The sequence below is a fragment of the Gordonia sp. NB41Y genome (genome assembly GCF_030718915.1).
Classification (GTDB): domain Bacteria; phylum Actinomycetota; class Actinomycetes; order Mycobacteriales; family Mycobacteriaceae; genus Gordonia; species Gordonia desulfuricans.
Window position 1 is genome coordinate 519,817 of sequence record NZ_CP132196.1, and the last position, 12,393, is coordinate 532,209.

Consider the following 12,393-nt stretch of genomic DNA (forward strand, 5'->3'; position numbering starts at 1 on the left):
CAGGCCGAACACCGCAGGCGACCACCTCAGAGATGGTCGGACACCCAGCGGGTCGGAACTCAGTCCTTGTCGTCGTTCTTCGCCGCTTCCGCGGCCGCGTCGAGGCGTTTGTAGAGACTCAGGGTCGCCGCCTCGCGGGCCGCGTTCTCCTGGCGACGCTGCTGTTCGAGGGCCAGGTGGTAGCTGCTGCGCGCCCAGACCACCCGCGACCAGTGGAAGGTCAGTACGAAGACCGCGATCCAGCCCAGGATCAGACCCACGCCCACACCCGACGGCGGTTCCACACCGCCCACACCGGGGGTGTTGCGGGTCCACCAGGCCAGCATGCCCGCCACACAGGCGATCGCACAGCCGCACAGGGCGATCCAGGCCAGGACCCAGCGTCGGGTCAGCAGCGCCAGCATCGAGAACCCGATGCCGAAGACCACCACGAGCCACACGAACACCCGCGAGGTGATCGCGACACGCTCGGTGATCGCATCCGGGGACATGGTCAGCACATCCAGGCCGTTGGCCGACCCGGTGTGCGGCAGCACCAACGACACCATCGCCACCAGCACTGCCACCGCGACGACGATGCCGCGGGCACCGGGGTCGATCTCACCGGCGACCTTGCGTTCGGCGCGGCGCAGATCCTTCTCGTATCCGGCCAGGGCATCGGCGGGGGCGAGATCTGCCCGGCCGTCCTCGCCCCGATTGGTCTCGTCGCTGTCGCTCACCATGTCCTCGTTTCCCCGGCGGGCACACCACAGCCCCCGGATTCGCAGCTGCCGCCGGTGGCGACGGAAGTACTCGGGCCGATGCCGGGGATGCCCAGTCCCACACCGACCGGCGGTGTGGTGGGGGTCCGGCTGGCCTCCACGGCATCACCGGCGCGCGTGCGCCGATGCGTGCCGATCCCGGCGTCGGCCATCAGATGGTGCGGTGCGGCGTCGGTCACCACGGTGGTGACGATGTCGCCCGGACGGATTGCCGGGGCGAACTCGCCCGGCCGGAAGTGCACCAGACGGCCGTCGCGGGCGCGTCCGGTCATGCGATGGGCGTCGGCGGACTTGCGGTTCGCGTCGGCGGTCACCAGCAGTTCCACCTCACGGCCGACGATCGCCTGGTTCTCCGACAGACAGATGCTCTCCTGCAACGCGATCAGACGCTGGTAGCGGTCGCGGACCACCTCCGGCGGCACCTGATCGGCCATGGTCGCGGCCGGTGTACCCGGGCGCGGCGAGTACTGGAAGGTGAAGGCACTGGAGAAGCGGGCCTGCGCCACCACGTCGAGGGTCTCGGCGAAGTCCTCCTCGGTCTCACCCGGGAAGCCGACGATGATGTCGGTGGTGATCGCCGCATGCGGCATCGCCGACCGCACCTTCTCGAGGATGCCGAGGAACTTGGTGCGCCGGTAGCTGCGGCGCATGGCGCGCAGCACGCGGTCCGAGCCGGACTGCAGCGGCATGTGCAGCTGCGGGCACACATTGGGGGTCTGGGCCATCGCCTCGATCACGTCGTCGGTGAACTCCGCCGGATGCGGCGAGGTGAACCGCACGCGTTCGAGGCCGTCGATGTCGCCGCAGGCGCGCAGCAGTTCGGCGAACGCGCCGCGGTTGCGGGGCTGATCCGGATCGGCGAAGGACATCCCGTAGGCGTTGACGTTCTGGCCGAGCAGGGTCACCTCGAGCACACCGGCGTCGACGAGCGCCTGGACCTCGGCGAGGACGTCGCCCGGGCGACGGTCGACCTCTTTGCCGCGCAGCGACGGGACGATACAGAACGTGCAGGTGTTGTTGCAGCCGACCGACACCGACACCCAGCCGGAGTAGGCGGAGTCACGCTTGGCCGGCAGGGTCGACGGGAACGCTTCGAGGGCGTCGCGGATCTCGACCTGTGCCGCCTCGTTGTGGCGGGCCCGGTCGAGCAGGGCCGGCAACGAACCGATGTTGTGCGTGCCGAACACCACGTCCACCCACGGGGCGCGACTGAGGACGACGTCCTTGTCCTTCTGGGCGAGGCAGCCGCCGACGGCGATCTGCATGCCGGGGCGGCGCTGCTTGACCGGGGCGAGGTGCGAGAGGTTGCCGTACAGCTTGTTGTCGGCGTTCTCGCGGATGGCGCAGGTGTTGAACACGACCAGGTCCGCGTCGTCGTCGGCGTCGGCCCGCACGTACCCGGCGTCTTCGAGGAGACCCGCGATGCGCTCGGAATCGTGCACGTTCATCTGGCAGCCGTAGGTTCGGACCTGATAACTGCGCACCGAGCCGGTGCGCTCGTCGGCGCCGACAGCCGGCTCGGACAGGGAGATGCTCACATCGATCCAGGGTACGTGGCGTACGCAAATCGCCTCGTCGGGTCACCGCATGCGCCGATTCGGTTACATCGGAGAAAAAGTGCGTGTCGTTAACCAGCACGCCACCGGGTGGACTCGCTAGGGTCTGGAGAATATGACCGGATCACCGACCCAGGTACCGGAGCCGTCGGCCACCGCCACCGCTCCTCCGATGATCGCGATGAAGGACGTACAGAAGCATTTCGGGGAACTGCATGTCCTCAAGGACATCAATCTCGAGGTGCCCAGGGGCCAGGTCGTCGTCGTCCTCGGCCCGTCGGGTTCGGGTAAGTCGACGCTGTGTCGCACCATCAACCGGCTCGAACCCATCGACTCCGGCGACATCCGGATCGAGGGGAAGTCGCTGCCCGCCGAGGGCAAGGACCTCGCCCGGCTGCGCGCCGACGTCGGGATGGTCTTCCAGTCGTTCAACCTGTTCGCCCACAAGACGATCCTGCAGAACGTCACCCTGGCACCCACCAAGGTGCGCAAACAGGGCAAGTCCGAGGTCAACGCCCGCGCCCTCGAGCTCCTCGATCGGGTGGGCATCGCCAGCCAGAAGGACAAGTACCCCGCCCAGTTGTCGGGTGGTCAGCAGCAGCGCGTCGCGATCGCCCGCGCACTGGCGATGAACCCCAAGATCATGCTGTTCGACGAGCCCACCTCGGCCCTCGACCCGGAGATGGTCAACGAGGTCCTCGACGTGATGGTGTCGCTGGCCAAGGAGGGCATGACCATGCTCGTGGTGACCCACGAGATGGGATTCGCCCGCCAGGCCGCCGACCGGGTGATCTTCATGGCCGACGGTGCCGTCATCGAGGACACCGACCCGGACACCTTCTTCGACCATCCCAAGACCGACCGGGCCAAGGACTTCCTCGGCAAGATCCTGGGCCACTGACATGGGGCGCACACCGAACACCAGCCGCACCAGGACCAGGGGTGTCGTCGGTCTGATCGTGGTGGTGGGGGCACTGCTCGCGGCCACCCTGACCGCCTGCGGCAACACCGAACCCCGCAACCTGATCGAGTCGATACGCAGCGGCAAGGTCACCCTCGGCACCAAGTACGACCAGCCCGGTCTCGGCATCCGCAATCCCGACAAGACGGTGACCGGCTTCGATCCGTCGGTGTCGACCTACGTGGTCAACCACATCGCCGACGAGCTCGGGGTGGGACACCCGGAGATCACCTGGCGCGAGACACCGTCGGCGCAGCGCGAGACGCTGATCAACAACGGTGAGGTCGACATGATCGCCGCCACCTACTCGATCAACGCAGCCCGCGCCAAGAAGGTCGACTTCGCCGGGCCCTACCTGATCAACTACCAGGGTCTGCTCGTCCGCTCCGACGACGACTCGATCACCTCGCTCACCGACCTCGACACCGGCCACAAGAAGCTCTGCTCGGTCACCGGTTCGACGCCCGCACAGAACGTCAAGGCGCAGTTGCCGTCGGTGCAGCTACAGGAGTACGACTCGTACTCCTCGTGTGTGGAGGCGTTGCGCCGGAGCAAGGTCGACGCCATGACCACCGACGAGGTGATCCTCGCCGGCTACGCCAACTTCTACCCGGGCGAGTTCAAGATCGTCGGGATGACCTACCCCAAGGACGCCTGCGTCAAGGACGTGCTCAAGACCGCCGGAACCCCGTTCTCCAAGGAGAACTACGGCATCGGCATGGCCAAGCAGTACCCCGACGCCGTGGTCGCGGTGAACAAGGCGCTCCAGAAGATGATCGAGACCGGAGCCTGGGACAAGGCCCTGCGCGAGGCCATCGGCAACGCCTACGTCGACGAGATGATCGCCCGCGCCGAGCACGACTCCCAGTACAAGTTCTTCCCCTCCCCGAGTGTCGAGACAGTCGAGAGCATCACCGATCCGACCACGACCCCCACGCCGTGCCCGGCGGGCCTGAGCTGAATCGAGGTGAACACAGATGAGTGAACTCTGGTCCGACATGGGGCCACAGCTGTGGCCCGCATTCTGGGTGACCATCCAACTGACCTTCTGGTCGGCGATCGGATCGCTGATCCTGGGTGTGGCGCTCGCCGCGATGCGGGTGTCGCCGGTGCCGGTGATGCGCTGGTTCGGGGCGACCTACGTCAACATCGTCCGCAACACCCCGCTGACCCTGATCGTGCTGTTCTGTTCGATCGGCCTCTACCAGAACCTCGGTCTGGCCCTGGCCCCCGACAACGAGAACTTCATCAAGAACAACAACTTCTGACTGGCGGTGACCGGCTTCATCCTCTACACCGCCACCTTCGTCTGTGAGACGTTGCGGTCGGGATTCAACACCGTCCCGATCGGTCAGGCCGAGGCGGCCCGCTCCCTGGGCCTGCCGTTCACCCAGGTGTTCGGCATCATCGTGCTCCCCCAGGCGATGCGGGCGGTGATCGGCCCACTGGGCAGTGTGCTCATCGCACTGACCAAGAACACCACGATCGCCTCGGTGATCGGTGTCAGTGAGGCGTCACTGCTGATGAAGGAGGAGATCGAGTCGTACTCCGATCAGATCGTCGCGATCTTCATCATCATCGCGGTCGGATTCATGATCATCACCCTTCTCGAGGGCGCCGTCTTCGGCTACCTCGCCAAGCGACTGGCGGTGAAGCGATGAGCGGTGCAACAGTCCTCTACGACGCGCCCGGGCCGAAGGCCAGGATCCGCAACGCGATCATCGCGGTGGTGTTCGTGGCGATCATCATCGCCGTGGTCGCCTACGTGCTCGTGGTGCTGGCCGGCAACGACCAGCTCACCTCCGAGAAGTGGAATCCGTTCATCATCGGAACCACCTGGACCACCTACATCCTGCCCGGCCTGTGGGGCACGCTGAAGGCGGCGCTGCTGTCGATCGTGCTCGCGATGATCCTCGGCTCGGTGCTCGGCATCGGCCGGCTGTCCGATCACGCGTGGGTGCGAGCCCTCGCCGGTCTGTTCGTCGAGGTGTTCCGCGCCATCCCGGTGCTGATCCTGATGATCTTCGCCTACTACCTGTTCGCCGACTACGCGGTGTTCCCGTCGTCGCAGCTGGCATTCGCCGCGGTGGTCACCGGCCTGACGCTGTACAACGGATCGGTGATGGCCGAGATCCTGCGCTCGGGTATCCAGTCCCTGCCGAAGGGACAGACCGAGGCGTCGATGGCCCTGGGGCTACGGAAGTCGCAGATGATGCGGATCATCCTGCTCCCCCAGGCGATCACCGCGATGCTCCCGGCACTCATCTCGCAGATGGTGATCGCCCTGAAGGACTCCGCCCTCGGGTATGCGATCGGATACGTCGAGGTGGTCCGCTCGGGTATCCAGTCGGCGTCGTACTACGGCAACTACCTGCCCGCGCTGATCGTCGTCGCGATCGTGATGATCGTGATCAACTTCGGGCTGTCGTCGCTGGCCACCTTCGTCGAGAAGACCCTGCGGCAGGGGCGTCGCAAGACGGCCGCACCCGATCCGGGAACCGCCGACATCGCGGCCTCGGAGAACCTGCCGACCTTCGGGAAGTAGACCTCCCGCACCTCGACCCCGACACACCGAAGCGCTCGCCGACCATCGAATGGTCGGCGAGCGCTTCGCTTCGGGTGACATCATCGTCGCTTCGCCGAGGTGACAGCGTCAGCGTTTCGGTCAGTGGTCGGCGAGCGCTTCGTTCAGGGCCTCACCGACCACGTCGAGGGCCATCGACTGCGGGTAGCCGCGACGCACGAGCATCCCGGCCAGCCGCCGGAACTGTTTGTCGCGAGCCGTGCGGTCGGCGATGGCCTCGTCGATCACCCGCGGTGTGAGCTTGCGGTCGACCAGCCGGCGCGCGACGGCCCGCTCGTCGTCGGGGTCGATGTCGGACAGCGCCGACTCGATGGTGGATGCGTCGACGCCCTTCGCCTTGAGTTCGTGCCGCAGCGCCACCCGACCACGTCCGGAGTTGGCGCCACGGGACCGCACCCATTCGGTCGCGAAGTCCTCGTCGTCGAGCAGGCCGGCCTTGTCCAGGCGGGCCATCACGTCGTCGACGGTGTCGGCGTCGAATCCCCGGCGCGTCAGCCGCTCACGCATCTCGTTACGGGAACGAGCCCGTACCCCGAGCAGACGCAGTGCCGCATCCCAGGCGCTGGGTTGCTTGCGTCCGTCGGTGTCCGGGCTCGTCGTGTCGTGCGGATCGATGACGGTTCCGATCAGAACTCGACCGGAGCCGGGGCGACGTCGTCGGCGTCGACGGTGGCGCCGATGCCGAGCTTCTCCTTGATCTTCTTCTCGATCTCGTCGCGGACATCGGTGTTCTCCCGCAGGTACTTGCGGGCGTTCTCCTTGCCCTGGCCCAGCTGGTCGCCCTCGTAGGTGAACCACGAGCCCGACTTGCGGATGAAGCCCTCGGCCACACCCATGTCGATGAGCGAGCCCTCCTTGCTGATCCCCTGGCCGTAGAGGATGTCGAACTCGGCCTGCTTGAACGGCGGGGCGACCTTGTTCTTGACGACCTTGACACGGGTACGGTTACCGACCGCGTCGGTGCCGTCCTTGAGGGTCTCGATCCGGCGGACGTCCAGACGCACCGACGAGTAGAACTTCAGGGCCTTACCGCCGGTGGTGGTCTCCGGCGAACCGAACATCACGCCGATCTTCTCGCGCAGCTGGTTGATGAAGATGGCGGTGGTCTTGGAGTTGCTCAGCGCCGAGGTCATCTTGCGCAGCGCCTGGCTCATCAGGCGGGCCTGCAGACCCACGTGCGAGTCGCCCATCTCGCCCTCGATCTCGGCCTTGGGCACCAGCGCGGCCACCGAGTCGATGACCAGGATGTCCAGGGCGCCGGAACGGATCAGCATGTCCGCGATCTCGAGGGCCTGCTCACCGGTGTCGGGCTGCGACACCAGCAGGGCGTCGGTGTCGACGCCGAGACGCGCCGCGTAGTCGGGGTCGAGGGCGTGCTCGGCGTCGATGAACGCCGCGATACCGCCCTGGGCCTGGGCATTGGCGACGGCGTGCAGGGCCACGGTGGTCTTACCCGACGACTCCGGGCCGTAGATCTCGACGACGCGGCCGCGGGGCAGTCCGCCGATACCGAGCGCGACGTCCAGGGCGATGGAACCGGTGGGGATCACCTCGATCGGCTGGCGCGTCTCCTCACCGAGTCGCATCACCGATCCCTTGCCGAAGCTCTTGTCGATCTGGGCCAAGGCCAGATCGAGGGCCTTCTCACGATCCTGGGGTGCTGCTGCCATGGTCTCTCCTCGAGTCGTCCGCCGGGGCTTCCGGGGGGTGTTCATACGTATCCGATCTGCGGGTTGCCGTTGCCATCGCGTAAGCGATTGCCGATGTCGCAACGCACGCTACGCAACGGGTCCGACAATTTCATTTGACGCACGGACACCCGCCACGGTTCCGCCTTCCTCCAGGATGAGGGAACATCTGTTCGATGACAAGTAGGACATGCCGCGTGTCGCATCGGAAACGCACGATCGCCATGGCCGGCGATCACCGTCGATCACCCTGCGAATCCCCCGCGGCCGGTCATCCGACCCGGCCGCCCGAAGACCACATCACCACAGGTGACGGGGCACGTCGAAGTCCCGGCAGATCGCCACCCACACATCCCGCGGGTCCACCCCCGCCTCGATCGCCTGGGCGCCGGTACGGCCGCCGAGCTCGGTGAGCACATGGTCGGTGAGGATCGCATCGGCCGACATCGTGCCGAACTGTTCGGTGATCCGTTCGGTGAACTCGGTCAATCGCATCGTCACATGTCTCCTTGCTCTCCATCCCGGGAGTACCGCGGATCCGCCCGGACGTGCCGTCGCGCGATCCGGACCGGATCGGTCACGTCGGCGATACTCGCGGCGACCCGGGCCGCCGCGCGGGCATACGACGGCTCACCGAGCACCCGGTGCACGGCATCGGCCACCGCCGCCACGGTCAGCGGACGCACCAGCACCCCGCTGCCCTGCCGGGCGACCCGGTTGGCCAGCTCCCACTGATCGCCACCGCCCGGGACGGTGATCACCGGCACCCCGGCCAGCAACGCCTTGGACAGCATCCCGTGCCCGCCACCGCAGATGACGAGGTCGGCCTGGGCGAGCAGCAGATCTTGTCGGCCCAACCCGGCCACCACCGGGCGCCCATAGCCGTCGAGAACGTCGTCGGACGGCGGAGTGAGCGACGAGATGACCACGCGTACAACGGGTTCGGCGTCCACGGTCCGTAGTGCGTCGAGCACCACCGACACCATGTCGGCGGCGCCGATCACCGCCGTCGACGGTGCCACCATGATCAGCGGACCGTCGCCCGGGGGCGGCGTGAACACCTCGGTGGTGGGTTCCCACAGCAAGGGACCGATCATGTGTGCCGACTCCGGCCAGTCGGGCCGCGGCACCTCCAGTTCGGGCAGTGTCGCCACCATCCGCAGCGGTGCCGGCGGCAGCGCCGACAACCCGATCGAGGTGCGTGCGCGGGCCCGCTGACGATCACCGGTGCGCACCGAGACATTCGACGCGGCGCGCAACAGCCCGTCCCGCAGCCGGCCCCGCACACCGACCCCGGGGGCCATCCCGGTCCCGATCGGCGGCAGGCCGCGCGAAGGCAGGTACAGCGGATGCGGGGACAGCTCGATAGCCGGGATCCCGGCAAGTTCGGCGGCCCACAGCCCGGCGACGGTGATCACGTCGGAGATCACGAGGTCGACGCCGCGAGTGGCGAGGACCGGCGCGAGGTGGACCGCCATCCGGGCCGCCCGCACACTCAGCTTGGCGCCCGCATCCTCGTCGTCATCGTCGACGGTGGCCTGCAGTCCCGGCAGTTCGGCAACCTCCACACCACGGGCCGCGGCCACGTCATACCACTGCAACCCGGTGTAGACGACCGCCGAGATGCCTTGTGCGGCAAAACGTTCCGCAAGCGCGAAGGCAGGAAAGGCATGGCCGGCGTCGGGGCCGGCGACTATTGCGACCTTCAGTTGCCGGCCTGCGGGGGCTCGGTGGTGGGCTTGGTCAGGCCCGGTCCGGCGGGCTGGGCATCCGGTGCGGCGATGTTCGGGGTGGCGGCACCACCGGCGGGCAGCGACCCGCCGGACATGCTCGCGCGGATCTGCTCGAGGCGTGCGTGCCCGGCCATCTGGATGCCCGCCTGCTCCACCTCGGCCATCCGGCCCTGGACCGAGTTCTTGGCCAGTTCGGCCGAACCCAGCGCATTGGCGTAGCGGCGTTCGATCTTCTCGCGGACCTGGTCGAGACTCGGGGTGTTACCCGGCACCGACAGCTCGCTCATCTGGTTCAGCGAGGCCGAGACCTGCTCCTGCATCTTGGCCTGCTCGAGCTGGCTGAGCAGCTTGGAGCGCTCGGCGAGCTTCTGCTGCAGCATCATCGCGTTGCGTTCGACGGCCTGCTTGGCCTGCTGCGCGGCCTGCAGCGACTGGTCGTGCAGCGACTTGAGGTCCTCGACGCTCTGCTCGGCGGTCACCAGCTGGGCGGCGAAGGCCTCGGCGGCGTTGGTGTACTCCCCCGCCTTCTGGACGTCACCGGCCGCGGCGGCCTGGTCGGCGAGGGTCAGCGCCTGACGGGTGTTGGCCTGCAGCCGCTCCACCTCTTCGAGCTGACGGTTGAGCTTCATCTCCAGTTGACGCTGGTTGCCGATCACCGAGGCGGCCTGCTGCGACAGCGCCTGGTGCTGACGCTGGGCGTCCTCGATGGCCTGCTGGATCTGGATCTTCGGGTCCGCGTTCTCGTCGATCTTCGCGTTGCCGAGTGCCATCAGGTAGCGCCACATCTTCACGAACGGGTTCGCCATGCTTGTCGTCCACTCCATTCCGGGGTTTCACGATCCCCGTGCCGCAACAGGATGTGCACAGCACCAGATCGCGGCTTGAGGGGTTCGCAGCTCTGGGTCTCGTAGCCTCGCACACCAATCTAGCGCCTCGGGACCCACCCGCGGTGCCGACCGCCATTCAGTCGATCGAGCGGCGCGACCTCAGGCCGCGGCGAGCGTCGCGGCCCGGTGATGGACCTCGGGTGCGGCGATGACCACCTTCGAGGCGATCGCCGCATCGGCGTCGACCCCGGCCGGCACGACGGCGGCATCCCGGTCGACACCGACCACATCGGCACCCACCGCGACGGGTTCGGGCCGCATGGCCGCACCCACCTCGAGCAGCAGATCGGCGATCTCCACATCAAGGGCATCACAGATGGAGGCGAGCAGTTCGCTCGACGCCTCCTTCTGGCCGCGTTCGACCTCGGACAGATATCCCAGGCTCACCCGGGCATCGGTGGACACCTCACGCAAGGTCCGGCCCTGCTGGGTCCGAACCCGGCGCAGACTGTCGCCGAGCGCCTCTCGCAAGAGCATCGCCATCGGGTCTCCTCTCGTAATCCCGGCCCGCCCACCCATCACGGGAGAGACGGACCATGGATGCAACGTCCGGGAGCGCTCTCGCGTTCCCGGTTCGTCACGTTCCCGGCTCCATCGTGCCGACGTCACCCTGCCGATGATCGTCGCGCGGTGTGGACGACAGTAGTCGAAGATGCCGGTGGTCGCCGCACGGTATGGGGCGCGTCGCGGACGGATTCGCCCGATGTTCGCTCAGGGCGCAGTGCCGGCGCGGGCCCCGGCACGCAACCGGATCGCCTGCCAGACGTAGTCGAGGCCGGTGGCCACGGTGATCACCACCGCCAGCCACATGATCACCAGCGCACTCGTGTGCCAGAGACCGCTCAGCGGGAACAGCAGCAGTCCGATGCCGATCGCCTGCAGCAGTGTCTTGAGCTTCCCGCCGCGGCTCGCCGGGATCACGCCGTGGCGCAGCACCCAGAACCGCAAGGCGGTCACACCGAGTTCGCGGACCAGGATGATCGCGGTGACCCACCAGGTCAGCTCGCCGAGGATGGACAGGCTGACCAGCGCCGCCCCGATCAGGGCCTTGTCGGCGATCGGATCGGCCATCTTGCCGAAATCGGTGACCAGGCCTCGTCCGCGGGCCAGCCGGCCGTCGATGTGGTCGGTGACCGCGGCCACCCCGAACACCAGGGCCGCCGCGACCCGCCACCACGTGTCGTGTCCGCCGTCGACGAAGAGCACGACGACGAACACCGGGACCAGGATGATCCGGAACACCGTCAGCGCATTGGCGATGTTGACCACCGGAACCGGGTCGACGGGGTCGGCGATGTGATCGGGTCCACGCCCGATGTCGGCCAGCCCCTGCTCGTGCACCGCCCGGCGCATCCGGTCGGTCACGCGCAGGCACCCCGGTCGGTGGGGGTCGCCACAGGCCGCCGCTCATTCGATCGCACGATCACCAGGGTATCGGCCCGGACACCTGCACCGGTCGGCGGATCCGCGCCACCCCGGCCGACACGCCCGGGACAGCGGTCGCCCTGCGAGCACGAACGGTTCCGGTGAGGGCAAGATTGACCGCATGCACAACGATGACGACGTCGATCCCGCACCCACCGGTGCCCCGGAGCCCACCCCGCAGCCCGCGGACACCCGACCCGACGTCGTCATCCGCCGCGCCCGCACCTCCGATGTCCCGACCATCAAGGCGCTGATCGACCAGTACGCCGGCCGCATCCTGCTGGAGAAGAACCTCGTCACCCTCTACGAGTCGGTGCAGGAGTTCTGGGTGGCCGACGACGACGGCACGGTGGTCGGTTGCGGTGCCCTGCACGTGTTGTGGAGCGATCTCGGCGAGGTCCGCACGGTGGCCGTCGACTCCAACTGTTCCGGCCGCGGTGTCGGACACCTGCTGGTCGGCCGGCTGATGGACGTCGCCCGGGAACTGCAGCTCGACCGGGTGTTCGTCCTGACCTTCGAGACCGCCTTCTTCGGTCGTCACGGATTCCGCGAGATCGAGGGGACCCCGGTGACCAAGGAGGTCTACGAGGAGATGTGCCGCTCGTATGACACCGGTGTGGCCGAGTTCCTCGACCTCAGCTACGTCAAACCCAACACGCTGGGCAACACCCGCATGCTCGCCGACCTGCACGCCCCGGCAGAGATCTCGTGACGGCAGCCGCCGGCCGATCCCCCACACCCGATTCCCCGACGACCCCGCTACCGATGACCCCGCTACTACCGACAACCCCGATCCCC

The 12,393-nt window shown here is 67.6% G+C and carries 13 protein-coding genes and 1 pseudogene; 5 read left to right on the forward strand and 9 right to left on the reverse strand.

Annotated elements, in window-relative coordinates:
• Positions 1-59 precede the first annotated feature (59 nt).
• The gene (locus tag Q9K23_RS02160) at positions 60-722 is read right to left on the reverse strand and encodes a hypothetical protein (RefSeq protein ID WP_020791620.1); all 663 of its coding nucleotides are present in this window, start codon (positions 720-722) and stop codon (positions 60-62) included.
• The gene (miaB, locus tag Q9K23_RS02165) at positions 716-2,299 is read right to left on the reverse strand and encodes a tRNA (N6-isopentenyl adenosine(37)-C2)-methylthiotransferase MiaB (protein ID WP_020791616.1); all 1,584 of its coding nucleotides are present in this window, start codon (positions 2,297-2,299) and stop codon (positions 716-718) included. Before miaB ends, Q9K23_RS02160 begins: the two co-directional genes overlap by 7 nt.
• Before the next feature lie 190 nt (positions 2,300-2,489).
• On the opposite strand from miaB, the gene Q9K23_RS02170 reads away from it, so the two are divergent.
• The 4 genes and pseudogenes from Q9K23_RS02170 (at position 2,490) to Q9K23_RS02185 (ending at position 5,823) form a co-directional block, all read left to right on the forward strand.
• Positions 2,490-3,218, forward strand: coding sequence for an amino acid ABC transporter ATP-binding protein (locus Q9K23_RS02170; protein ID WP_187343514.1), 729 nt, complete (start codon positions 2,490-2,492; stop codon positions 3,216-3,218).
• Between the two features lies 1 nt (position 3,219).
• Positions 3,220-4,239, forward strand: coding sequence for a glutamate ABC transporter substrate-binding protein (locus Q9K23_RS02175; protein ID WP_020791615.1), 1,020 nt, complete (start codon positions 3,220-3,222; stop codon positions 4,237-4,239).
• Positions 4,240-4,255: 16 nt separating this feature from the next.
• Positions 4,256-4,939, forward strand: a pseudogene (locus Q9K23_RS02180) (amino acid ABC transporter permease).
• A complete protein-coding gene (locus tag Q9K23_RS02185; protein WP_020791618.1) occupies positions 4,936-5,823 on the forward strand; it encodes an amino acid ABC transporter permease in 888 nt (295 codons plus the stop codon). Before Q9K23_RS02180 ends, Q9K23_RS02185 begins: the two are co-directional and overlap by 4 nt.
• 120 nt (positions 5,824-5,943) lie before the next feature.
• Here Q9K23_RS02185 and Q9K23_RS02190 read toward each other — a convergent pair whose 3' ends face one another.
• The 7 genes from Q9K23_RS02190 to pgsA all read right to left on the reverse strand — a co-directional run bounded on the left by Q9K23_RS02190 (position 5,944) and on the right by pgsA (position 11,535).
• Entirely contained in the window at positions 5,944-6,369 is a 426-nt protein-coding gene (locus tag Q9K23_RS02190) for a regulatory protein RecX (protein ID WP_020791617.1), read from the reverse strand.
• A 119-nt stretch (positions 6,370-6,488) separates the two neighbouring features.
• Entirely contained in the window at positions 6,489-7,532 is a 1,044-nt protein-coding gene (gene recA / locus Q9K23_RS02195; RefSeq protein ID WP_020791619.1) for a recombinase RecA, read from the reverse strand.
• A 318-nt stretch (positions 7,533-7,850) separates the two neighbouring features.
• Positions 7,851-8,045: a DUF3046 domain-containing protein gene (locus Q9K23_RS02200; protein ID WP_053776423.1), complete on the reverse strand. Its 195-nt coding sequence runs from the start codon at positions 8,043-8,045 to the stop codon at positions 7,851-7,853.
• A 2-nt stretch (positions 8,046-8,047) separates the two neighbouring features.
• Positions 8,048-9,259, reverse strand: a complete 1,212-nt coding sequence (locus tag Q9K23_RS02205; RefSeq protein WP_053776422.1) for a nucleotide disphospho-sugar-binding domain-containing protein — start codon at positions 9,257-9,259, stop codon at positions 8,048-8,050.
• The gene (gene pspA, locus Q9K23_RS02210; RefSeq protein WP_053776421.1) at positions 9,256-10,089 is read right to left on the reverse strand and encodes a phage shock protein PspA; all 834 of its coding nucleotides are present in this window, start codon (positions 10,087-10,089) and stop codon (positions 9,256-9,258) included. The genes Q9K23_RS02205 and pspA overlap by 4 nt, the downstream gene beginning before the upstream one ends.
• Positions 10,090-10,269: 180 nt before the next feature.
• Positions 10,270-10,653: a helix-turn-helix transcriptional regulator gene (locus Q9K23_RS02215; protein ID WP_020792898.1), complete on the reverse strand. Its 384-nt coding sequence runs from the start codon at positions 10,651-10,653 to the stop codon at positions 10,270-10,272.
• Between the two features lie 228 nt (positions 10,654-10,881).
• The gene (gene pgsA / locus Q9K23_RS02220; RefSeq protein ID WP_053776420.1) at positions 10,882-11,535 is read right to left on the reverse strand and encodes a CDP-diacylglycerol--glycerol-3-phosphate 3-phosphatidyltransferase; all 654 of its coding nucleotides are present in this window, start codon (positions 11,533-11,535) and stop codon (positions 10,882-10,884) included.
• A gap of 181 nt (positions 11,536-11,716) precedes the next feature.
• On the opposite strand from pgsA, the gene Q9K23_RS02225 reads away from it, so the two are divergent.
• On the forward strand, positions 11,717-12,307 hold the full coding sequence (locus Q9K23_RS02225; RefSeq protein ID WP_020792223.1) for an amino-acid N-acetyltransferase: 591 nt from the start codon (positions 11,717-11,719) through the stop codon (positions 12,305-12,307).
• Positions 12,308-12,393: the final 86 nt, after the last annotated feature.